Source organism: Christensenella sp. MSJ-20, from assembly GCF_044357945.1.
GTDB lineage: Bacteria > Bacillota > Clostridia > Christensenellales > QAND01 > QAND01.
This window is the reverse complement of the sequence record NZ_CP076563.1, coordinates 135,112-157,898: the sequence shown is the minus strand read 5'-3', so window position 1 is coordinate 157,898 and position 22,787 is coordinate 135,112. Positions and strand designations below refer to the sequence as shown.

At 56.5% G+C, this 22,787-nt stretch carries 19 protein-coding genes and 2 riboswitches; of the genes, 2 read left to right on the top strand and 17 right to left on the bottom strand.

Going from position 1 to position 22,787, the window contains the following annotated elements:
• Position 1: 1 nt before the first annotated feature.
• Both KP626_RS00690 and yfbR read right to left on the bottom strand, forming a co-directional pair.
• A complete protein-coding gene (locus KP626_RS00690; protein ID WP_395977364.1) occupies positions 2 to 904 on the bottom strand; it encodes an ABC transporter substrate-binding protein in 903 nt (300 codons plus the stop codon).
• Positions 905 to 1,000: 96 nt separating this feature from the next.
• Positions 1,001 to 1,184, bottom strand: a riboswitch (cobalamin riboswitch).
• A gap of 39 nt (positions 1,185 to 1,223) precedes the next feature.
• Positions 1,224 to 1,793, bottom strand: a complete 570-nt coding sequence (gene yfbR, locus KP626_RS00685) for a 5'-deoxynucleotidase (protein ID WP_395977362.1) — start codon at positions 1,791 to 1,793, stop codon at positions 1,224 to 1,226.
• Positions 1,794 to 1,854: 61 nt separating this feature from the next.
• Positions 1,855 to 1,953, top strand: a riboswitch (TPP riboswitch).
• A gap of 97 nt (positions 1,954 to 2,050) precedes the next feature.
• Between yfbR and thiT the strand changes: the two genes are divergently transcribed.
• The gene (thiT, locus tag KP626_RS00680; protein ID WP_395977360.1) at positions 2,051 to 2,902 is read left to right on the top strand and encodes an energy-coupled thiamine transporter ThiT; all 852 of its coding nucleotides are present in this window, start codon (positions 2,051 to 2,053) and stop codon (positions 2,900 to 2,902) included.
• A 92-nt stretch (positions 2,903 to 2,994) separates the two neighbouring features.
• Entirely contained in the window at positions 2,995 to 3,525 is a 531-nt protein-coding gene (locus KP626_RS00675) for an inorganic diphosphatase (RefSeq protein ID WP_395977358.1), read from the top strand.
• Between the two features lie 41 nt (positions 3,526 to 3,566).
• Here KP626_RS00675 and KP626_RS00670 read toward each other — a convergent pair whose 3' ends face one another.
• From KP626_RS00670 to KP626_RS00600, 15 genes are all read right to left on the bottom strand, one after another.
• Positions 3,567 to 4,268: a response regulator gene (locus tag KP626_RS00670; RefSeq protein ID WP_395977356.1), complete on the bottom strand. Its 702-nt coding sequence runs from the start codon at positions 4,266 to 4,268 to the stop codon at positions 3,567 to 3,569.
• Positions 4,261 to 6,951: an ATP-binding protein gene (locus KP626_RS00665; RefSeq protein ID WP_395977354.1), complete on the bottom strand. Its 2,691-nt coding sequence runs from the start codon at positions 6,949 to 6,951 to the stop codon at positions 4,261 to 4,263. The genes KP626_RS00670 and KP626_RS00665 overlap by 8 nt, the downstream gene beginning before the upstream one ends.
• 98 nt (positions 6,952 to 7,049) lie before the next feature.
• The gene (locus tag KP626_RS00660) at positions 7,050 to 7,934 is read right to left on the bottom strand and encodes a hypothetical protein (RefSeq protein ID WP_395977352.1); all 885 of its coding nucleotides are present in this window, start codon (positions 7,932 to 7,934) and stop codon (positions 7,050 to 7,052) included.
• 13 nt (positions 7,935 to 7,947) lie between these two features.
• Entirely contained in the window at positions 7,948 to 8,538 is a 591-nt protein-coding gene (kdpC, locus tag KP626_RS00655; protein WP_395978901.1) for a potassium-transporting ATPase subunit KdpC, read from the bottom strand.
• Between the two features lie 36 nt (positions 8,539 to 8,574).
• Complete coding sequence (gene kdpB, locus KP626_RS00650; RefSeq protein WP_395977350.1) at positions 8,575 to 10,644, bottom strand: potassium-transporting ATPase subunit KdpB; 2,070 nt, start codon at positions 10,642 to 10,644, stop codon at positions 8,575 to 8,577.
• 20 nt (positions 10,645 to 10,664) lie between these two features.
• Complete coding sequence (kdpA, locus tag KP626_RS00645) at positions 10,665 to 12,479, bottom strand: potassium-transporting ATPase subunit KdpA (RefSeq protein WP_395977348.1); 1,815 nt, start codon at positions 12,477 to 12,479, stop codon at positions 10,665 to 10,667.
• Positions 12,480 to 12,704: 225 nt separating this feature from the next.
• On the bottom strand, positions 12,705 to 13,349 hold the full coding sequence (locus KP626_RS00640; protein ID WP_395977346.1) for a potassium channel family protein: 645 nt from the start codon (positions 13,347 to 13,349) through the stop codon (positions 12,705 to 12,707).
• Between the two features lie 18 nt (positions 13,350 to 13,367).
• On the bottom strand, positions 13,368 to 14,726 hold the full coding sequence (locus KP626_RS00635; protein WP_395977344.1) for a TrkH family potassium uptake protein: 1,359 nt from the start codon (positions 14,724 to 14,726) through the stop codon (positions 13,368 to 13,370).
• Positions 14,727 to 15,281: 555 nt separating this feature from the next.
• Complete coding sequence (locus KP626_RS00630) at positions 15,282 to 16,673, bottom strand: glucose-6-phosphate isomerase (RefSeq protein WP_395977342.1); 1,392 nt, start codon at positions 16,671 to 16,673, stop codon at positions 15,282 to 15,284.
• A 36-nt stretch (positions 16,674 to 16,709) separates the two neighbouring features.
• Positions 16,710 to 17,522, bottom strand: a complete 813-nt coding sequence (locus KP626_RS00625) for a sugar phosphate isomerase/epimerase family protein (RefSeq protein ID WP_395977340.1) — start codon at positions 17,520 to 17,522, stop codon at positions 16,710 to 16,712.
• Positions 17,519 to 18,022, bottom strand: a complete 504-nt coding sequence (locus KP626_RS00620; protein ID WP_395977338.1) for a hypothetical protein — start codon at positions 18,020 to 18,022, stop codon at positions 17,519 to 17,521. Before KP626_RS00620 ends, KP626_RS00625 begins: the two co-directional genes overlap by 4 nt.
• Positions 18,023 to 18,220: 198 nt before the next feature.
• Positions 18,221 to 20,695 (bottom strand): ATP-dependent Clp protease ATP-binding subunit, encoded by a 2,475-nt coding sequence (locus tag KP626_RS00615; protein WP_395977336.1) that lies wholly within the window; start codon positions 20,693 to 20,695, stop codon positions 18,221 to 18,223.
• Positions 20,696 to 20,708: 13 nt separating this feature from the next.
• The gene (locus KP626_RS00610; RefSeq protein WP_395977334.1) at positions 20,709 to 21,701 is read right to left on the bottom strand and encodes an ATP--guanido phosphotransferase; all 993 of its coding nucleotides are present in this window, start codon (positions 21,699 to 21,701) and stop codon (positions 20,709 to 20,711) included.
• Positions 21,694 to 22,176, bottom strand: a complete 483-nt coding sequence (locus tag KP626_RS00605) for a UvrB/UvrC motif-containing protein (RefSeq protein WP_395977332.1) — start codon at positions 22,174 to 22,176, stop codon at positions 21,694 to 21,696. Before KP626_RS00605 ends, KP626_RS00610 begins: the two co-directional genes overlap by 8 nt.
• A 5-nt stretch (positions 22,177 to 22,181) precedes the next feature.
• Positions 22,182 to 22,643, bottom strand: a complete 462-nt coding sequence (locus tag KP626_RS00600) for a CtsR family transcriptional regulator (protein WP_395977330.1) — start codon at positions 22,641 to 22,643, stop codon at positions 22,182 to 22,184.
• Positions 22,644 to 22,787 lie beyond the last annotated feature (144 nt).

The window sequence follows — 22,787 nt, the reverse complement described above, 5'->3', positions numbered from 1 at the left end:
ATTACTCCTCCCCGGCCTGGTCCAGGATGCTGGCAATGGCGCGGATGGCCTCCTGCACCCGAGGGCCGGGACGGCTGATGATGTCGTCGTTAATGGTATATACGCGACCCTCTTGGACGGCCCGCATATCCTGATAACCCGGGGTGCTGGACAATACCGAGGGATCGCCCAGGCTTTCCGCCATAAGGATGATGTCCGGATCGCCCGCCACCATCGCTTCCACACTGTAATCCATCCAAGGGGCGCTGGGGTTAGCATCCTCAGTGATGGGATATCCGCCGGCGATCTTGATCATCTCATTGATGAAGCTGCCGGGGCCGGAGGTCCAGTTGCCGTACTCCCCATAGCTCATCACATAGTAGACTTTCAAAGGCTCCCCATCGCGGGCGCTCTCCTCCTCCACCGCTTTGATGTCTTGAATGAGGGCCTCGGCTTCCTTCTCCTTATCCACCACTTTGCCGATGAGCCGGATGGAGTCTGGGATCTGTGCGTACTCGGTGGCCTCGCAGGCAATGACCGGGATGTTCAGCTCGCTGAGCTTTTCCATGGCGTCCGCCTGAAGCTTGCCGGCGGTCAGCACCACGTCGGGTTCAGCCGCTACCACCAGCTCGATGTTGACGCCGTTATAGTCCCCCATCTTGTCGATGGCGTTGGCCTCCTCGGGATAGTTGCTGTAAGCATCCGTTCCCACCACCTTGTCCAAAGCACCCAGCTCCGCCAAAATCTCGGTGGTGCTGGGGGACAGGGAGACGATGCGCTCCACCTTCTGGGGCAGGGGGATCTCCGTGCCCGCAAGGTCTGTGACGGCGGCGGCTTGTCCGCTTCCTCCTCCACAGGCGGCCAGCATGGCCATAAGGGCCACGGCCAGCAGCAGGACGGACAACCGTTTCATGTTCTGTTTCATGTTCCTCTCCTCGCTTTCCCCACGGAAAAGAAGAGCCCTTTCCGAAGAAAGGGCCAGTACGCGCCGGATTCCGGCAGCCATTTCTTCCCTCCGAAGAAATTAGACCAGACCCTTGGCAGGTTTACCGGCTCGGCTTCAAAGGGACTGCCGCCTTCCCAGAGCTTGGCTCCAGTGGCGCTTTGGCAATCCCTCCACCATACGGTAGCGGGGGCTGCGACGGCCTTGCACCGTCTTCCCTATTATCCCGGCAGGGCCGGGCACCAAAGGGTCTAAGATATGGTTTTATTGTAGCACCCTGGCGGAAGCCCCGCAAGAGGCATTAGTTTAATTCGTCCAGGGTAAGGGAGAAGCTCTCCATAAAATGTTCCATAAAATACCGGACCTCGGGCAACGGGTTTTCCAGAAGGGCTCCTTCGATATTCTCCTTGGCCTTTTGAAACTCCTGGTTCCCCGCCTTTCCCTCCTCCAGACATTTGATATAGGCACAGAGCTTGTCCGCCGCCTTGACGACGGCGCGGGTCTCCTCATCCATCTGAAAGAGGGACTGAAAGGTAGGGCGCAGCTCCGATGGGAGCATATCCATAAGCTTTTTCTCCGCCATCGCTTCCACCGTCCGATAGGCCTCCTGGATGCCGGGGTTGAAATACTTGATTGGGGTGGCCAAATCCCCGGTGATTACCTCGGCGGCGTCATGGTAGGCAGCGGCCTCCATAATCCTTCCCGGATCATAGGAACGGCCAAAATAAGCGTTGCCGATGACCGCCAGGCCATGGGCGATATAGCAGCACATCATGGAATGCTCCAGATTGTTTTCACTCTGGGTATTGCGCATCAGCCCCCAGCGCCGAATGTTCTTCATCCGGGCGAGATAGGCAAAAAAATGGGACATGGTGCATCCTCCTTATTGACAAGCCACTGAGAGGGGCCTATAATCAAGGCAAAATTTGAATACGTCACCGCGGGGGTGCTGAAAGGCTGAGAGGGCATTTGCCCAACCCACTGAACCTGTATAGTTAATCCTATCGAAGGGAAGCGGATTTCGCAAGTTTTTTGCGTGATCTTTTTCCCACAACCCATCGGTTGTGGTTTTTATTTGGGGAAAGAACCGACTTTCGTTCCGTGGTGGCGGAAAGGAAGTCTTATTTTATGAACTGGTTTTCGGAATTCATTCAAGGCGTAGTAGAGCTTCCTTCCGTGGTGTGGATCCTTTTAGGACTGCTTTTCGCCCTGGGCGTCGTGATGATCCTCTTTGCCAAGAAAAAGCTTGGGAAGCCCGTAACCCTCTGCCTGGTTGGCCTCATCTTTGTTGGGTTTGTGGTGGCGGTCATCCTTATGGGACAACCCGCCGAGCTGGACGGCGCTGCGCCCTCCATTCTATACAGCCCCATCTTCTGGGGAACCATTGCCGCCATCATCGGGGTGCTGGGGCTGATCCTCTGCCTGTCCGGCAAAAAATTTACCCCCCGGATGCTATCAGCTGGCGCGCTATCGGTAGCGGTTGCCTTCCTGCTCTCCTGCCTGGTGCTGTACCGGATGCCCCAGGGCGGCACCATCACCCCCGGCTCCATGCTGCCCATCATGGTTTTTTCCATGGCCTACGGTCCCACCGCCGGAGTGGCCGCCGGCACCATCTACGGGGTCTTGCAGCTGGTGCAGGGAGCCTATGTGGTGCATCCCATCCAATTACTGCTGGACTACGTTCTACCCTTCGCGGTTCTGGGCATTGCAGGGTTCTTTAAGAAGGAGAAGCTCATGCCCCTGGGAGCGGCTCTAGCCGGGCTCTGCCGGTTCCTGGTTCACTTTATCTCAGGATTTGTATTCTTCTACATGTATGCGCCCGAAGGCCAGAGCGTCTTCATGTACAACCTCATCTACAACGGTTCCTATATGCTGCCCGAAACCGTTATCTGCGTGGTGCTGCTCCTGATTCCCCAGGTGCGCCGGGCCATGCTTCAGATTATCGGCGGCGCGGAGAAGTCCCTCCGGCAAGGCGCCTAACCTGAGAAAAGAACCGCTCCGGCTTCCCGGGGCGGTTGCTTTTTTTCATCGGATGTCCTAGAATAAGCACAATCTCAAAAGGAGGATATGCCATGAACATCTGGCACGATATCGCCCCGGAGCGGATTACCAAGGACAGTTTTTACGCCGTCATCGAAATACAGAAGGGCGGCAAGGTAAAGTATGAACTGGACAAGGAAACCGGTCTCATTCTGATGGACCGCATCCTGTACACCTCCACCCACTATCCCGCCAACTACGGGTTTATCCCTCGGACCTATGCCCAGGATAAGGACCCCTTGGACGTGTTGGTCCTCTGCAGCGAGCAGATCATCTCCATGTCCCTGGTCCAGTGCTATCCCATCGGCGTGATCTCCATGGTGGACAGCGGAGACAGCGACGAGAAGATCATCGCTATTCCCTTTGGCGATCCCATGTACAACGGCTATAAGGACATCAGCGACCTGCCCAAGCATATCTTCGATGAAATGAGCCACTTCTTCTCGGTATATAAGGCCCTGGAGAATAAGGTTACCGCCATCGAGAACATCGAGCGGCGGGACGCAGCCGTCCGCATCATTCAGGACTGCATAGACGAATACAATCAGGTATTTGGCAAGTAGGCCAGTAAAACAAAACGCCCTTTACAGGGCGTTTTGTTTTTTTATTCGATTCGGAGCATCCGATAGCCTACGCCCACATGGGTTTGGATGTATTTGGGCTGCGCGGTGTTTTCCTCGATCTTCTTCCGCAGGGTAGCCATAAACACTCGGAGGGAGGCCACATCGTTGTCCCAGGCGCTTCCCCAGATCTCCCGGGTGATGTAGGTGTGGGTCAGCACTTTGCCTACGTTTTTGGCCAGAAGGCAAAGAAGCTTATATTCAATGGGGGTCAGATGCAGTTCCTCACCGCTGAGGTAGGCGCAGCCTGAAGCATAGTCGATGGTGAGCTCCCCGTTGGTGAACACCGCCGACTCCTTCCCCCCAGCTCCCTTTACATAGTTCAATCGCCGGAGGATGGCCCGAAGCCGCGCCAATAGCTCTTCCACCGAGAAAGGCTTGGTGAGATAATCATCGGCGCCGGCGTCCAGCGCCTCGATCTTATCGCTATCCTCGCTGCGAGCGCTGATGACGATGATGGGCATACTGGACCAGGTGCGAATCTTTTTGATGATCTCCACTCCGTCGATATCCGGCAGACCCAGATCCAGGAGCAGGATGTCCGGATTCTGGGAAACCGCCTCCATTACCGCCTGGGCGCCGGTCTGGGCCGTGTGAAAGCGGTAATTCTGGGTTTCCAGGGTGGTCGCAATCAGATTCTTGATGGCGGCGTCATCCTCCACCACCAGAATAAAAGGTTTATTCATGTAGGTTTGCCTCCTCTGCCGGCAGGGTAAAACGGAATACGGTACCCTTGGGCATGTTGTTTTCCACGGTGATGGTGCCGCCATGGGCCGCTACAATGGCCTTACAGAGCGCCAAGCCAAGGCCCAGACTACGCCGGCTGTCCGCAATGCCGTTGTTGATGGTATAGAACATATCAAACACCCGTTGTTTGGTCTCATCGGGAATCCCAGGGCCGTCATCGGCCACGCTAACCTCTACCATTCCATCGTGTTTGGTAACGGAGATATCGATGGTAGAACCAGGGGGGGTGTATTTGATGGCGTTGTCCACCAAGTTGATCACCACCTGGATAATCAGCCGGGAATCCATCTTTGCCAGGATAAAGTCCTCGCTTTGCCGTACCTGAATGGTATGCTGGGCGCTCAGGCGGTTTACATGGCGCAGCGCCTCAGCCACCACTTCCTCCATGAGCTCCGCCTCCAGGTGCAGCTGCATGCTGCCCTCCTCGATACGGGTCACCGAAAGCAAATTTTCCACCAGATTGATCAGCCACATCGCGTCGTCGTAGATATCGGCGTACAATTCCCGCCTCTTGTTCGCGTCCAGGGTCTCCCCGTTGTTCATCAAAACACCGGCATTGCCAGAGATACTGGTAAGGGGGGTCCGAAGGTCATGGGAGATGGAGCGCAGCAGGTTGGCTCGGAGCTGCTCGTTCTTGGCCTGCGTAGCCGCCTCCTCCCGCTTCCGGGCAAATAGATCCTTTTCCAGCGCCAGCCCGCATTCCCCCAGGATGGAGAGCATCAGGCTGTTCTCAAAAGAATCCAGCTCCTGATGGAGGGCGACGCCAATGACCCCGTATATTCCCGCAGTACCCCGTACCGCAAGATACATACACCGGGCGCTGCCCAGGGTATTGGTGTATGCTCCGGCGTGTTTGTCGTTTTGATAAACCCAACAGGCTACCGCCTGCTCATTCTCAGTGGTATAGACGGATACGTCCGTTTCCCCGCCGTCGGTATGGAATACCACCGGTGCGGTAAGCGCTCCTTCCTCTACCCCGTAGTGGATGATATCACAGTTCAAAAGCTTGATGAGCTGTCCCGCCGTCACCCGTATGATACCCGCCGCATCCCGTTCTTGCTGGATGAGCTGGTTGGCCTCCAGCAAAACCTTGGTGCGATAAGCCGTCCGCGCAGCCTGGGCGGCTTGGCGTTTGATCTGGATGGCCAAAGAGCTGGTCAAAAATGCGGCGGCAAACATGATGATGAAGGTAACGGGATAGCTGGCGTCATAGGCCAACAGGGAAAACCTTGGATAGGTGAAAAAGAAATTGAACACCAGCACGCTGATGGCTGATGCAGCCAGGCTGCAGGCTCGGCCCTGGGTTACTACGGCGGTGATCAACACCCCCAGGATATAGACCGTGATGATGTTGGCTTCGCTGAAACCGGCTCCTCGAAATCCCAGCCCGATAAGGGTAGCCAATACTAGAATCAACGTGGTCTTTAGCACGTCCCCCATCGAAACCGGCGTCCGGCGATGTTTGGCCTTTAGCTGGGCATAGCTCACCCCGGTTTCGTCTGGGATGATATATATATCTAGATTGGGAGCCAACATGGTCAGCCGTTCCGAGAAAGACTGCTTCCCCAGGCGGAACCTGCGCCGGGTATTGCTGCGGCCAACGACGATCTTCGATACCCGACTCAGCCGGGCAAATTCCGCGATCTGAAAAGCGATATCGTCCCCATAGGCGGCCTCCACCTTGGCGCCAAGCTGCTCCGCCAGCCGGGTGTTGTCCCGCAGGCGTTTTTTATCCTCCTCCGGCATACTTTCCAAGCCGGACGTTTCCACAAAAAGGGCGGTAAACTTTCCTTGAAAGGCCCGGGCCATCCGGGCGGCTGTGCGGATGATCTTCCCATTGGAGGGCGAGGAGGAAAGGCACACCAGGATGTGTTCATCGGTATAGGCTCCCCGGGAAGGGCCTCCGCTTCGACTGGAGATGCGGTTCACCCGATCCGCGCTGCGCCGGAGCGCGATCTCCCTTAGGGCAGTAAGGTTCTCCACCGAGAAGAAGTTGCCCAGGGCCCGTTCCGCCTGCTCCGGCCGGTAGATCTTCCCCGCCTGAAGGCGCCGGATCAGATCCTCCGGCTCAATATCCACCAGCTCCACCTGGTCCGCTTCATCAAAAATCCGGTCGGGGATCCGCTCCCGCACCAGGATGCCGGTAATGGCCGCAACAATGTCGTTTAAGCTTTCGATATGCTGCACGTTGACGGTGGTATAAACATCGATGCCCGCCTTGAGCAGCTCTTCGATATCCTGATACCGCTTCCTGTGGCGGCAGCCCTCAGCATTGGTATGGGCCAGCTCATCCACCAGAATCAGTCTCGGCTTCCGCCGGATAGCGGCGTCCAAATCGAAATCCTCCAAGCGCAGACCTTTATGCTCCAGCACCAGGGGAGGCAGCTGTTCCAATCCTCGCAAGAGGGCCATGGTCTGGGGCCGGGTGTGGGGCTCAATATAACCCGCTACCACATCGACGCCCTGGAGCTTTGCCGCTTGGGCGGCCTCCAGCATGGCATAGGTTTTCCCTACCCCTGCGGCATAGCCGAAGAAGATCTTTAAATGCCCTCTTACGCGCTCCTGATTTTCCCGTTGAATCCGCTCCAGAAATACTTCCGGATTGGATCGTTCTTCCGACATGGCCGCTCCTCCGCAGGTTCTTTCTTTTTATTTTATACCATGGCGGTCATTAGAAACATATCTGGGAAAGCCCGATTTCCATTAAGATTGTATAAAGATCAGACCTGCCCCGCCGGGGCTGGGAACAGGAGTTTTAAGAAAAGCCTTTCAGCGGCGGTTCCGTTCTCGTAATTGAATAGCCGCCGTTTTCCCGCTCCATCCCAAACCTGGAATCCCCCGTGATTCGGATATTCCACACGGATACCGGCTTCATGGAGGGCCAGGCGCAAGGATAGCTCCCAAGAGAACATGGGAAAAGGCGTTCCCTCCGCCAGAATATCCGCCATATAGGTGAACTCCACCGGGCTGATGCCATCCTGGAAGAACACCATCCAAAGCTCCTTCTGCCGCTCTACCGATAGATTGGAAACGCAGTCCCCCAGATGAACCTCCGGGGAAAGAGGGAGGAACCGGAAATGGGTATCCGCGTGTAGCTGGGGAAGCGGGCCCATGACCCGCTCCACATATCGCGTCCGCGTGAGAGCGGCAAACTCATTTCGCCAGTCCATCTGCCGCAGCATATCCTCCAGCTCCCGGCAATGCTCAGAAGAATCCAGCTTTACCCAAAGACAAAGATCGCATAGCTCTTGAAATTCCCGGCCGGATACGTTTTTCAGCTCCATCCGCAGCCGGTCTTTCTCCAAACTACAAATGATCTCCCCCGGTTCCAGAGCCTCGGTATTACCTCGGAAGGAAAAGGGGAACTCCCGAAGAATCAGCGCGCCGGGGATTCCATAATCCTCCATGAGATCATCGCAGACAAAGCAGGAATGGGGAAAATAGATCCAAAGGGTGTGATCGTCGCCGGTGTAGATGGCGGGATTTTCGGACAGCTCCTGACTTAGCCCGTGGACCATAACCAGAAGCTGCCCGTCGGCGCACGCCGGCTCACTAAGGCCGGAAATCTGGGCCTTTCCACTCCATACCGTGATTTTTGTCTCCATGGATGTTTCCTCCTTATAGGATACCGTCCAGCATCAGGTTCACCTTTAGCACGTTGACGGTCTCCTCTCCAAAGATACCTAGGAAGCGGTGCTGAGTACAGCGCTCGATGATCTCTCGGACAGCGTCCTCGGTGATTCCATTCTCCCGAGCCAGGCGTTCCACCTGGTATTCCGCCGCCGCCAACGAGATGTGGGGATCCAGGCCGCTGCCCGATCCGGTCACCAGGTCCACCGGGATGGGGGTATCCTTCTTTTCGGGATGAGCCGCTTTGATCTTTTCCACCCGTTCCGCTACCAAAGCCTCATATTCCGGGCTGGCAGGAGACAGGTTGCTGGGGGCGGAGTATAGGAGCCTATTCCCCTCCTCATCGGTATAGGTGCTTACATCCAGCTTCATAATCCGGCCCCACATATGGGCATCATCGGTATACTGCTGTGCCAGCAGCTCGCTGCCGTATTTCTTTCCATCCACCTCGATGATGCTGCCGTTGGCCTTATCGGGGAAGAATACCTGTGCAATGCCGGTTACTACGCCGGTGTACAGCACCCCGCAGATCAGGATAAAGATCAAGAGGAACAGGGCGGACCGGGGCAGCAGTTTCATAATCTTTGTGGTGGTTTTCACGGGAATCTCCTCCTTTTATACCAAAGCCAGCGCTACCAGGATCATATCGATGATCTTGATGCAGAGAAAGGGAGCTACGATGCCGCCCAGTCCGTAAACCAGAAGGTTGCGGGACAGCAGCTTCCCTGCCGACACCTCCCGGTATTTTACCCCTCGGAGCGCCAGAGGAATCAAGGCGATAATGATCAGCGCGTTGTAGATGATGGCCGACAGTACCGCGCTCTGCGGGCTGTGCAGCCCCATGACGTTAAGGGCAGCCAATCCTGGATACAGGCCCAGAAACAGGGCAGGAATGATGGCAAAATACTTGGCCACATCGTTGGCGATGCTGAAGGTAGTCAGACTTCCCCGGGTCATCAACAGCTGTTTTCCGATACGGACGATGTCGATGAGCTTGGTGGGCGAGGAATCCAAGTCCACCATGTTGCCCGCCTCTTTTGCGGCCTGCGTGCCGGAATTCATGGCCACGGCCACATCGGCCTGGGCAAGGGCAGGAGCATCGTTGGTACCGTCGCCGGTCATGGCCACCAGGTGGCCCTGCTTCTGATATTCCCGGATCAAGGCCAGTTTCCCCTCGGGGGTTGCCTCTGCCAGGAAGTCGTCCACCCCGGCTTCGGCGGCAATGGCGGCGGCGGTGATGGGGTTATCCCCGGTGATCATAATGGTTTTGATGCCCATCTTCCTAAGATCGCTGAACTTCTCCTTTACGCCCTGCTTGATGATATCCTTGAGGTGAATTACCCCTAAGATGCGGTTGTTCTTGGCCACCACTAAGGGCGTCCCGCCCTGGTTGGCGATGGCGGTAACGGCCTTGTCGCAGGCCTCGCTGTAAACGCCGCCCTTGGCTTCCACATAGGCCCGAACCGCGTCAGCGGCGCCCTTTCTGATCTCGTCCCCGCCAAAGTCCACACCGCTCATGCGGGTGGTGGCAGTAAAGGGAATGAAGGTCATATTCTGATCCGACAGGCTGCGGCCCCGGATGCCAAACTGTTCTTTGGCAAGAACCACCACACTGCGGCCTTCCGGCGTTTCATCCGCCAAGGAGGACAGCTGGGCGGCGTCGGCCAATTCCATCTCGCTGGTTCCATCCACTGGAATAAAGGCACAGGCCTGGCGGTTGCCCAAGGTGATGGTGCCAGTCTTATCCAGCATTAGGATATCCACATCCCCTGCCGCCTCGATGGCCCGGCCGCTCATGGCCAGGACATTGGCCTGGTTCAAACGGCTCATGCCGGCGATGCCGATGGCGGACAGCAGAGCGCCAATGGTAGTGGGCGCCAGGCAGACCAGAAGGGCCACCAGGGTGGTGATGGAGGTGGGGTTGGCAATTCCCGCCTGGTTTGCGGAAAACAGGGAGTAACCGTAAAGGGCCAGGGTTACCAGGAGGAAAATAATGGACAACGCCACCAACAAAATCTGTAAGGCCAGCTCATTGGGGGTTTTCTTTCTTGATGCCCCCTCTACCATGGCGATCATCTGATCCAGAAAGCTTTCGCCCTCCTGGCTGGTAACCCGGATCACAAGATAATCCGAAATGACGATGGTGCCGCCGGTAACGGCGCTTCTATCGCCGCCGCTCTCCCGGATTACCGGGGCAGATTCCCCGGTGATGGCGCTTTCGTCCACCGATGCCGCGCCCTCGATGACCTCCCCATCGGCGGGGATCTGCTCCCCGGCCTGGACGATGATGATGTCGCCCTTTTGCAGGGAGGCCGAGGGGACTAGGGTAACCCGCTCTTTCTCCTCAACCGAGGGGATTACATGGGCCTCCACATCCTTTCTGGCAGCTCGAAGGGCATCGGCTTGCGCCTTGCCCCGCCCTTCGGCGATGGCCTCGGCAAAGTTTGCGAACAGAACCGTAAACCAGAGGATGATGGCAATGGCTAGGGTATAACCCGCCATCACGTCCCGAATTCCAAAGAGGGCAATTGCCCAAAGGACGGTAGTGAGGATGGCGGCGATGTATACCAGCAGCATCACCGGGTTTTTCACTTGGATCCGCGGATCCAGTTTGACAAAAGAATCCTTGATGGCCCGCGCCACCATCTTTCGATCGGCTAAGGCAGTTTTTTTCGTGTTGGACATATCGATCAGCCTCCTAGTGGTTACAGCATGCCCAGATGCTCAGCGATGGGCCCTAGCGACAGAGCCGGGAAGAAGCTGAGAGCACCCACCAGCAAAACCACCATGATTAATAGGAATACAAACATCGCGTTGCAGGTAGAGAGGGTTCCCGCTGTGGTAGCGATCTTCTTTTTCTTTGCCAGGCTACCCGCAATGGCAAGGGTCCCAATGACCGGAATAAACCGGACGAACAGCATTACGATCCCCAGGCTCACATTGAGGAACACCGTGTTGGCATTGAACCCCGCAAAAGCGGAACCGTTGTTGCCGCCAGCGGAGGAGTAGGCGTACAGCATCTCCGAGAATCCATGGGCACCGGCGTTATTGAGGCTGTCTGCCACCTCGGGGACCAGCGCCGCAATGCCGCTGCCCACCAGAATGGCGATGGGGGTAGTCAAGCAGACCAGCACCGCCCATTTCATCTCATAGGGCTCAATCTTCTTGCCAAGATATTCGGGAGTACGGCCTACCATCAGTCCGGCGATGAACACCGTTAGGATAGCAAAGCCCAGCATTCCATAGAGTCCGCAGCCGGTGCCGCCGAAGATTACCTCGCCCAACTGCATCAGCAGCATGGGGACCATTCCGCCCAGGGGCGTATAGCTATCATGCATGGAGTTGACGGAACCGTTGCTTGCCGCGGTAGTGTATACCGCCCAGGTAGAGCTGGTGGCAATGCCAAACCGCGCTTCCTTGCCCTCCATATTGCCGCCGGGCTGGTTCATCACAGTGAGATCCACAGCACCGCCCTGCTGTAACTGGGGCGTGCCGACCTGTTCGCAGAAAGCCACCACCGCAAGGGCGATCACCAGCACGATCATCATGGCGATGAAGATGGCCCTGCCCTGTCGTTTATCCTTGATATTTCTTCCAAAGGTAAAGCAGAGGGCTGCGGGAATCAGCAGAAGGGAGATCATCTCCAACAGGTTGGTAAAGGCGTTGGGATTCTCCAGGGGATGGGCGGAGTTGACGCCATAATAGCCGCCGCCGTTGGTGCCGGCCTGCTTGATGGCAATCTGGCTGGCCGCTGGCCCTAGAGGCACGATTTGCTGGGTCACAATCTCCGCATCCGCAACCACCTGATCGTTCAGGGTCACGGTACCGGTATCGGCGTCCACCACAGCGCCCTCCAGAATGTTGCCCTCAGCGTCCACCGCCACGGGCTCCAGAAGATCCACTTGATCGGCAGGCCGCAGGTTCTGGGAAACCCCCTGAGAAGCCAGACAAACGGAGATGACCAGGCAAAGCGGGATCAACACATAAAGGATAATCCGGGTCATATCCACCCAGAAGCTGCCCAACCCCTGGGTCTTAACCCGAATGAAGCCCCGGATGAGCGCAAACAACACCGCAATGCCGGTGGCCGCAGAAACGAAGTTCTGAACCGTCAGCCCCAGAGCCTGGGTCAGGTAGCTGGCCTGGGCTTCTCCGCTGTACGCCTGCCAGTTGGTGTTGGTCACAAAGCTGGAAGCCGTATTGAAGGAAAGGTGCCAGGACATTCCTTCGATCCCCTGTGGATTGCCGGGCAGCACTCCCTGGAGCACCTGAATCAAAAATAGGACGATAAATCCCGTTAGGCTGAATAGCAGCACGCTTGCAGCGTACTTCTTCCAACTCATCTCCTCATCCACACGGACATGCATTACCCGGTAGATGAACCGCTCACAGGGGACCAGTGCGCAGGAAAGAAATACCCGTTCCCCATTCATGACTTTCCCCATATACCTGCCCAATGGAATGGCCAACAGCACTAGAATGACCAGGTACATGCCATACTGTAAGATTGCTTGGGTCATTGCCTATCACCCCGCATTAGAATTACAAAATAGTAGGCCAGAAGTGCCACGCCTACCAGACCGATGACGGCAGTAATCACCTGCATGCCGCATCCCTCCTTCGGAACAAGAATGCCAGAGACCAGTTAAAAATGGCGTTAGAGGAGCTTCTGACGGTATAAAAAAAGTCTAAAGGTATTCCCTTCAGACTTTTCCCCTTCATGCTTCCCTATTTGCTGGCGTCCGTCAGCGGGTGATGGCCTTGATGTCCTGGCGGTTTCCCATCACCATCAGGGTTTCATCCGCCGAAAAGATATGGTCAGGATGAGGCTGCGGGAAGATCTTGCTCCCCTTTTTGGTGGCCAGAATGCTGATGCCATACCGGGTGCGGATCCCCTTTTCCAGGATGCTTTTCCCGATCCAGGAGGCGGGAACGGCAATTTCATAGATGGCATATTCCGGCGTCAATTCGATATAATCAAAGATGTTCTTACTGCCGTATTTAATGGCCAGGCGTTCCGCCATTTCCCGTTCGGCATAGACCACGTGATCCGCGCCGTTGCGCAGCAGCAGCTTTTTGTGGACATCCCGGCATGCCCGAGCCAGAACGTATTTGGCACCCAGATCCTTTAACAGCACCGTGATCTCCAGGGCCCGCTGGAAGTTATCTCCGATAGCCACCACGCACAGATCAAAATTATTGACGCCCAGAGACTGTACAAAATGCTCGTTGGTAGCGTCCCCAATTTGGATATCCTGAAGGATATCGATGGCGGAATCCGCACGCTCTTCGTCCTTTTCCACCGCCAGGACCCGGTTCCCATCCTCGATGAGCTGTTGGGCCATATGGCGTCCAAACCGGCCCAGGCCGATGATAAGCACATTTTTCATTGCAACATTCCCCTTCCGTTATCCAATCTGAATCTTTTCCAAGGGCAGTTTACTGGCCGCTTGGTTTTTCTCGGAGGCAAAGGCCAAGAGGATGGTGATGGATCCCACCCGGCCAAAGAGCATCAGCCCCGCCAGCAGCGCTTTAGAGAGCATCCCAAGCGTTGGAGTAATGCCAAAGGATAACCCCACCGTACCGATGGCGGAGGCGCATTCAAACAGGGCCGACAAAAGCGGCAATCCCTCCACCCGGGAGATCACCATGGCCGCCACCAAGGAGAGGGTAAGATACATCATAAAGACGCAGCTTGCCGACCGAGCCACCCCGTCCTCCATCCGGCGGCCAAAGGCCTCCATGTTTTTTCGTTTCCGAAAGATGGAAAAGATGGTCATCACCATTACGCCAAAGGTTGTGGTTTTGATACCGCCCGCCGTAGATCCGGGAGATCCGCCGATCATCATCAGGCAGATCAGCAAAAACTGGCTGGACTGGGTCATAGCGGATAGGTTCAGGGTATTGAACCCCGCTGTTCTGGCGGTTACCGACTGAAACAGGGCTCCAGCCGCCTGCTCCGACAGGGTTTTACCCGCAAAGGCCTCGCTCTCCTGCTCCATCAAAAAGATCCCCAGAGCCCCTATCAGGATGAGCAGCAGGGTGACGGATAGGACCATCTTGGTGTGGAGACGCATCCTGGAAAACCGAAACCGGGTATCCAGGAGGTCCTTCCAGACAAAAAAGCCCAGTCCGCCGATGACAATCAGCGCCATGATGATGCCTGTAACATACCAGTTGCCCACAAAGCCGGTCAGCGAACTGTACGGCCCAGTGACATCGCCCATCAAATCAAACCCTGCGTTGCAGAACGCCGACACGCTGTGAAACACGGCAAACCAGATCCCTTGCCACAGACCGATCCGGGGGCAGAAATAAAATCCCAGCAGCAGCGCCCCGATCCCCTCCACCAGAAGACTGCCAAGGAGAATAAATCGGGTCATCCGCACAATTCCCCCTACATGGGGCGCCGCGATAGAGTTTTGCATCACCACTCGAGTGCCCAGTCCTATCTTTCGCCGCATGAGAGCAATGAGGGCGATGGCGTAGGTCATGAATCCCATCCCGCCAATCTGAATCAACGACAAAATGACCCCCTGCCCAAAGGGGGACCAATGGAGATAGGTGTCAAACCGGACCAGGCCGGTCACACAGGTGGCAGAGGTAGCGGTAAAAAAGGCGTCGGAAAACGATGATGGCTGCCCCGTTCGGGTAGCCGCCGGCAGGGAAAGCAACAGCGTCCCCATGAGAACGATGACACAGTACCCCAGAAAAATGATCTTCATGGGGGACATACGGCGCAGCCGCCCAATGATTTGGTTCACCATTCATCCTCCCGTTCTGGCATACTCAATTAACCTCACTATACGGAACATCCAGTTAAGAGAATATCAAAATCCATTCTAGAACATTAAGATTGTATAAATATAGCCCAGTCCCTTAATGAAATCTTTGCAGCGCGCTCCCGTTCATAATGCCCTCTTTGTAAAAAAGCGCCTATTCTAAGGATAGAAAGAAGGTGGCGGATATGAGGGATATCCTGCTGGCTATGGCTTTGTTGCTCTTTTCCATCCTGGGATATTGGCTCATGGGCCGAGTGGACCGTTTTCTGCAGAGCGGAGGCATACAGCCCATCCCTCAGAGAGACGCCAAGCACAAACCCCGAATGGCTATCTTACGATCGTTACGGAACAAAAGCGTCCTTTAGGTCCACAGCAAAAAACGCCTTCCAAGGGAGGGCGTTTTGTTTTACTAGAATACCGTTTTTAGGCGATATGGGCCTTTGTTATCATGCCCCACGCCGGCAGCATCGCACAACAAAAAAGCGGCGGTATAGCCATACCGCCGCTTTTTTACGATTGTATTTTAAGATTCAAACCGCTTTACAGGATGTAAGCGTCATCGGCTTTGGGAGCATTTTCCATTTCCTCCCGTTTGGCCTCATAGCCCTTGCGGCCAAAGAGGGCGTAGGTGGCGTTCTTTCCTTCCTCAACGCCGGGCTGGTCAAAGGGATATACCCCGCACAGCTCGCCAAAGTAGGCGGTCTCGATGAGGAACAGCTGCAGCAGCTGGCCCAGGGTAAACTCGTTGACCTCCGGCAGGGTGATGGTCTTATTCATCCGGCCCGCCCGGTTGAGAGCATAGCAGGTGGCAAACTGCTCGGTTTTGGTCAATTCGCCCATGGTGTGGCCCGCCAGGAAGGCGATATCCTCAATCTCCGGGAAGGAGTTGGGAATCACCACGTCGCCCCGATAGTCGTCTACGCCGATGACGGTGATGACCTTATCATAGGGGCCTTCCACATAGAGCTGAATCTGGGAATGCTGATCGGTAACGCCCAGAGCTTTGACGGGGGTTTGCCCTACGTTGATTCCCTTGCCGTAGCCGTTGTTACGGCCCAGGGACTCCGCCCACAGCTGCGCATACCAATCGGCGAAGTATTTGAGAGAGTCGGCATAGGGCATCATGACGGAAACGTTGGCGCCCTTTTTATAGGCGATGTACTGGAGCGCGCCGTCCATATAGGCCATATTGGTCTTATAGTCGGTACCCTGGCACAGTTCCTCCATATAGGCAGCGCCGGCCAGAAGGGCTTCGATATCGATACCGGCCACCGCCGCGGCCAACAGGCCCACGGGGGTCAGCTCGCTGAACCGCCCGCCGATGTCGTTGGGGATCACAAAGGTCTTGTTGCCGTACTGCCGGGCGATCTTCAAAAGGTTGCCTTTTTCCTGGTCGGTTGTGATGACCACATGCTTGCCGATGTCGGCACCCGCCTTTTTGAGAGCGTCGGCAATCACCATAAACTGGCTCATGGTCTCGCTGGTGGTACCGGATTTACTGATGACGTTGAAACAGGTCTTGTTTAGATCCAGCACGTCAAGAAGCGCCAGCATCCGCTCGGGATCCACGTTATCCTCCACATAGATGCGGGGATACTTCCGGCCCTCAGGGGTCAGCTCATTGTACCGCAGATGGTTGAGGGCAGTCTGAACGCACAGGGGGCCCAGAGCGCTGCCGCCGATGCCCAGTACCACGAAGGTATCGAACTCCGCCTGGATGTTCTTGGCGGTAGCAAGGATATCCGCAGTTACCTCAGGAGCGCGGGTGGGTAGGCTGCGGAAGCCCATATTGGCTTTCTTCTCGGCCATCCGCTGAGCGGCAGCGGCCAGCTCCCCGTCAAACGCCGCAAGCTCCTCGGGGGTGATTCCCTTATCCCCGATGCGCTGGGACAGCATGTTGTTGTAATCCAGACGAATCTTTTCTTTGCGCATATGCGTACCTCCTGTACTGCCTTTTTATTGATATCATCATTTATTTCGCTCGACCATGGCCGCCAAAGTTCGACAGCTCCGAGCTAGATCATTGTAATCCCCATAGTCCTGATTGTAAACTTCCAAAACCACATCGCCGTCATATTCCTGAGCACAGAGCCGGGATAGCAGCTCCTCCATGAGTCCAGGCTGCTCCTCCGGCATACAGGTGGCGATGGATCCATCTTTCCGAACCCGGGTTCCGCATATATGGACATGCCGGAGCTTCTTCCCCATCCGTTCCAGATACGTCCACGGCGTATACCCCGATTGTACCGCCTGCTTGACATCCAGAGTATAGCCCAAGGTTACGCCATCCACATAAGGATCCAGGGCCTCTAGAGCGCAGGGATCGGACAGCATACACCAATGAACGTTTTCCAGGGCTAAAAGCACCCCATGATCCGCCGCCATCCGGCCCAGGTCTCCAAGCCGTTTTCCCGCCGCTTCATAATTGATTCGGCTTCCCCGCCGGGCTTTTACGATTCCGTGCATCACATAGCATCCGGCGCCCAGAACACGGGCCGCCTCCAACACCCTGCAATATATCTCCTCTGCCGATCGGCACAGCCGATCATGCCGGGAAAAGAGCTGCGGCTCAAACTGGGTGGGCAGAGCATGAACCCCCGCGCAGGCCATTCCATGGTTGTCCAGGATGCTTCGCAGGCCTCGAACGTACTCCGGCGCGTATTCATACTCCCCTTCCAAGAAGATCTCAACCCGCAAAACTCCCATGCGGCTGAGTACGGCAAGGGCGTCCTCGGTATACTCCCGGAGAAACAGGCAAGCGGTGGATACGCCAAACCTCACGGCCGGGCCTCCGTCTCCGCCCGGTACCGGCACATACAGCAGTATACATAGCTGCTTAAAAGATTCAATTCCTCCACAAGATCTGCCCGCTTTTCCCCGAAGGCCGCCACTGCCTGCCGTTCCGCCTGCCGGACTTTGGTTCGCAGGAGATTCAGCCAGCAAAGGGGCTCATCGGCGAGCCGAGCCCCGAAAAAGTGGGGAACGCCAAAGTACGTCATGGGGTCATGGGACATGGCATGGGGCTTCTCAATCAAGGGATATGGGCTCTTGTCTAGAGGCGTTCCGCTGTATTCAGCAGCAAAGATGCCATCACACCGGCGAGCCACCTCCCGCGCGCAAACGGCTGGGACGCTGCCATCGGGGTACTTTATCGCGATGAGCTGCGCCAGTGCGGACAATTCGTCCAATCCACCCCGGAAGACGATGATGGAATGGTCCTTTGCCACCCGCTCCCCGCCCACAAGGCAGGTGGTATGCTGTTGTTTTCTGGTGGATTCCATGGCCGCACCCCTTTTATTTTTATTATATAACAGATATTCGGCGATAAAAAGCAGCTTTGCCAAGAAAATTCAATACAGCTTCCCCATCTAAGGCAGCGTTTGGGCATGTGATCCGTTCATTTTGGGCTTGTCCAATTCCCCAGAGGTGAAAATCCCAATAAAAAAGGCCGGTACAATTTGTACCGGCCTTTGGCGTCGTTATTCCTCAGAGGCTGGAGCCTCCTCCTGAATCCTTCCGGCTCTCTTCACCGTAAGCTCTCCATCCTCTGCGGATACCTCCACTATATCGCCCAGGGAAATATGGCCCGCCAGCAGTTCCTCGCTGAGGCGGTCCTCCAGCTTCTGCTGGATGGCACGCCGCAGGGGCCGGGCGCCGTAGGTGGGATCATACCCCTCCTTGACGAAATAGGCCACGGCGGCATCGTCGAATTTGAGTTCCACATTCCGCTCCCGAAGCCGCTTGCCAAGGCTGTTCAGCATCAGTCCAGCGATGGACTTGATGTCCTCCTCGGTAAGGCTATGGAACACGATGATATCGTCGATCCGGTTTAGGAACTCCGGACGGAAGGTGCGCTTTAATTCCTCCATGACGTTTTCCTTCATGGCGTCATAGTCAGCCACGGATTTGGCGTCGTTGTTGGCGCCGAAGCCCATGGTGCGGTTGCGGCCGATGGAGTGAGCGCCCACGTTGCTGGTCATAATGATGATGGTATTCCGGAAATCCACCGTACGCCCCTTGCCATCGGTAAGCCGGCCATCCTCCAGAATCTGCAGAAGGGTGTTGAACACATCCGGGTGGGCCTTTTCAATCTCATCAAACAGCACCACGCTGTAAGGCCGACGGCGAACCGCCTCGGTGAGCTGGCCGCCCTCGTCATAGCCCACATAGCCCGGAGGAGACCCGATCATCCGGCTGACGGAGTGCTTCTCCATGTATTCGCTCATATCCAAGCGCACCATGGCGTTTTCATCTCCGAACATAGCCTCGGCCAGGGCACGGCTCAATTCGGTCTTGCCCACGCCTGTGGGGCCCAGGAAGATAAAGCTGCCGATGGGACGATTGGGCTCCTTCAGCCCCGCCCGGGCACGCCGGATGGCGCGGGATACCGCCACTACGGCCTCCTCTTGACCGATGACCCGCTCATGGAGAATCTTCTCCAGATTCAAAAGCCGCTGGCTCTCGTCCTCGGTGAGCTTTTTCACCGGGATGCCGGTCCAGGCCGCTACGGTACTGGCGATCTCCTCCTCGGTGACCACCAGCTCCCGGCTGTCCTGCGCCTCCTGCCAGGCCTTTTTCTTCTCCTCCATCTCTCGGTTCAGTTCCTGTTCCTGATCCCGCATCTGGGCGGCTTTTTCAAAGTTCTGGCCAACGACAGCCTCCTCCTTCTCCTTGCGGATGGATTCCAGCTTCTGTTCCAACTCCTTCATATCCAAGGGAGCGGTATAGGCGTCGATACGAACCTTTGCAGCCGCCTCGTCCATCAGGTCGATGGCTTTATCGGGCAGAAAACGATCGGTGATATACCGGTCGGACAGCTCTACCGCCGCCACGATGGCGTCGTCCTGAATCTTTACCTTATGATGGGCTTCGTACCGGTCCCGGATCCCCTTTAGAATCTCGATGGCCTCCTCCCGGCTGGGCTCTCCCACCGTCACCGGCTGGAACCGGCGCTGGAGGGCGGCGTCCTTCTCAATGTGCTTGCGGTATTCATCAAAGGTGGTGGCGCCGATGCATTGCATCTCCCCACGAGCCAAAGCGGGCTTCAGGATATTGGCGGCGTCCATGGCCCCTTCGGCGGAGCCGGCGCCGATGATGTTGTGCAGCTCATCGATGAACAGGATCACGTTACCGGCGCGGGTGGCCTCCTCCATGACGGCCTTAAGGCGTTCCTCAAACTCACCCCGGTACTTGGCACCGGCCAGCATGCCGGCCAGATCCAGAGAGATGATCCGCTTGTTTTTCAGGCTTTCAGGGATGTTGCCCGCTACGATGCGTTGGGCCAACCCCTCCACCACAGCGCTTTTCCCCACACCGGGTTCGCCGATCAAAACGGGATTGTTCTTGGTACGGCGGCTTAGAATCTGGATGATCCGCTCCACCTCGTTTTCCCGGCCGATGACGGGATCCAAAGCCCCCTCCCGAGCCATCTGGGTGAAATCCTTGCCATAGTCCTTTAGAACCTTAAACTCCTCGCCGCCAGGGGTGCCCGCCTCTCCTTGCGGCGCGCCGCCCGCGGTAGGGGCGATGTTCTGCAGGATCTGTACATTCATGGTGTTGAGGTTCACTCCCATCTCCATGAGCAGCCGGGCGGCGATGCCGTCTGACTCCCTCAGGATGGCCAGCAAAATGTGCTCCGACCCCACATAGCTATGGCCCAGAGAACGGGCCAAGGCCACGCTCATCTGTAGCACCCGCTTGGTGCGGGGGGTATAGTCAAACGCCTGGGTAAATACCCCGTCCCCCTGGCCCACCAGCCGATAGACCAGATCCTGAACCCGTTCCGGGGTGATGTCGTTTTCGCGAAATACCTTTGCGGTAACCCCTTCCTCCGCCTTTGCCAGGCCCAGCAGCACATGCTCCGTACCCACATAGTTATGTCCCAGCTTCTTTGCCTCTTCCTGGGCAATCGCAAGAGCTTTCTGGGCGCCCTCGGTAAACCGTTCGTATTCCATATCCTTTCACCTCTTACTTCTGTTTTTCCTGTTCCATGGAGACCAATAGATTGCGGACGGCCTCCGCACGTCTGGCGTCCACCGGCATTTCCTGGTTCCAGTCCCCCAGGTTGAGTTGGGAGGGCTGGCCGGCGTTCAAAATTTCTTTCATCCCGCGGGCGGAAAGCCCTTGTTCCTCGGCCCCCATCATGCAATCGCTCCACAGTCCCATAAATTCCTCATAGGACAAGCGGCGGGCATACCGCAGGATGCCGTAGGCCCGGCCCATGCGGTCCGAAAGGGCCAGTCCCGATGAGCGCATCAGGGCAGCTCGGGTCTCCTCCTCCCGCTCCATAATCCACAAAGCGGTTTCCTTCACCTGCTTGGCAATGTTCTCCTCGGTGATACCCAGGGTAACGCTGTTGGATAGCTGGTATAATTGACCCAAGGCCGCGCTGCCCTCCCCGTACATTCCCCGAACAGCAATGCCGTGCTTGGAGAGCTCCTGCTGCAGTTCCCGCATCCGTCCCGTCATGGTAAGGGCGGGCAGATGCAGCATGACGCTGACCCGGAGCCCCGTGCCCACATTGGTGGGACAAGCGGTGAGGTATCCTAAAAGACGATCCTGGGCATAGGACAGCTTCTTCCCTAAAAGCTCATCCATCTGAAGGGCGGTGGACAGGGCTTTCTCCACGCTGAGCCCATCGGAAAAGCTCTGGATCCTAAGGTGATCCTCCTCGCCGATCATCACCGAGATCCGCTCATCCCGGGAGATCATAGCGGCCCCCTGCCGATTCTTCATCAGGTCGGGGCTGATAAGGTGTTTCTCCATCAGCGCCCGCTTCTGGTCGGGATCCAGATCCTTCATGGCATAGAGGGTAAAATCCGTTCCAGAGAGAGCCTCCCGAACCTGGTTCAATACCTTTTCCTCATCATAGCCCGACATCTTCCGGGAAAAGGGAATGCCAAAGAGGTTCCGTGCCAGCCGTGCCCTGGAGGAGACGGCCAGGTATTCATCATTACGCATCCTTCTCCCTCCCTTCTAGTTCCTTGATCTTATCCCGCAGCTGAGCGGCATACTCATACCGCTCCTCTCGGATGGCTTTTTCCAGCTCTCCCCTAAGGCTGGTCAGCTCATCCACCGGCTGGGTAGCTGGAGCACCCTCCGCCGGAGCGGTGCGCCCCACGTGGGCGGTACTGCCGTGGATGGCGGAAATCATGGGCATCAGCTCCGCTGAAAACGCCTTATAGCAATCGGCGCAGCCCAGCATCCCAGTGCGCTTAAACTCCCCGTAAGACATCCCACAGGTGGGGCAGGTCTGCCCCCGATCCGTCCGAATTCCCGAAAGGGACTGAAACATATCCGAGAGGGAGAAGGGGGACATATAGGCCCCTAGGCTCTGGGCGCAGTCGGCGCATACGTGGATCTCCTTATAATCGCCGTTGACCATCTGCGCCATATGGACGGTGGCTTCCTTTTGTTTACAACGTTCACAGATCATCTCGTTCACCCCTGATTTCCTATGATGGCAAGTACCATGTGTTGGAAGGTCCTCGCTCTTATTCTATCCCGTTCCTCCCCGGGAATTCCCGGGAAGTTGTCATCCAGGAGAGCGGCATCCATGGCCCGGGCGGTTTCCGGGCTCACGGCCCCGTTCTCCAGCAGCCGCCGGATGATCAAGGTCCCGTTCCGTTTGGAGAGCCGGTCCCCAATTTGCTCCTTTAGCATGGCCATCAGATCCCGATCGCTATCGTCCAGCCGAATGATGCGGATATAGCCGCCCCCGCCCCGCCGGCTCTCCACCACATACCCCTGCTGGGAGGTAAACCGGGTAGAGATCACATAGTTGATCTGAGAGGGCGCGCATTGGAATTGAGAGGCCAGCTTGTTCCGCTGGAGCTCCGCTTCCCCGTCCTCGGCCATCAGCTCCATGATGAACCGCTCGATGGTATCGCTTAGCTGTGACATCCTGACCACTCCTGTCTTTAACTTTGACTTTCTTTGACTTTTATCTATATTATATGCAGTTTTTTCCCAAATGCAAGCCCTTTTTTCATTTTTTTACAACTATTTTTTCTTCCGAATCCACCCCCATTCCCCTTTACTTTTTCG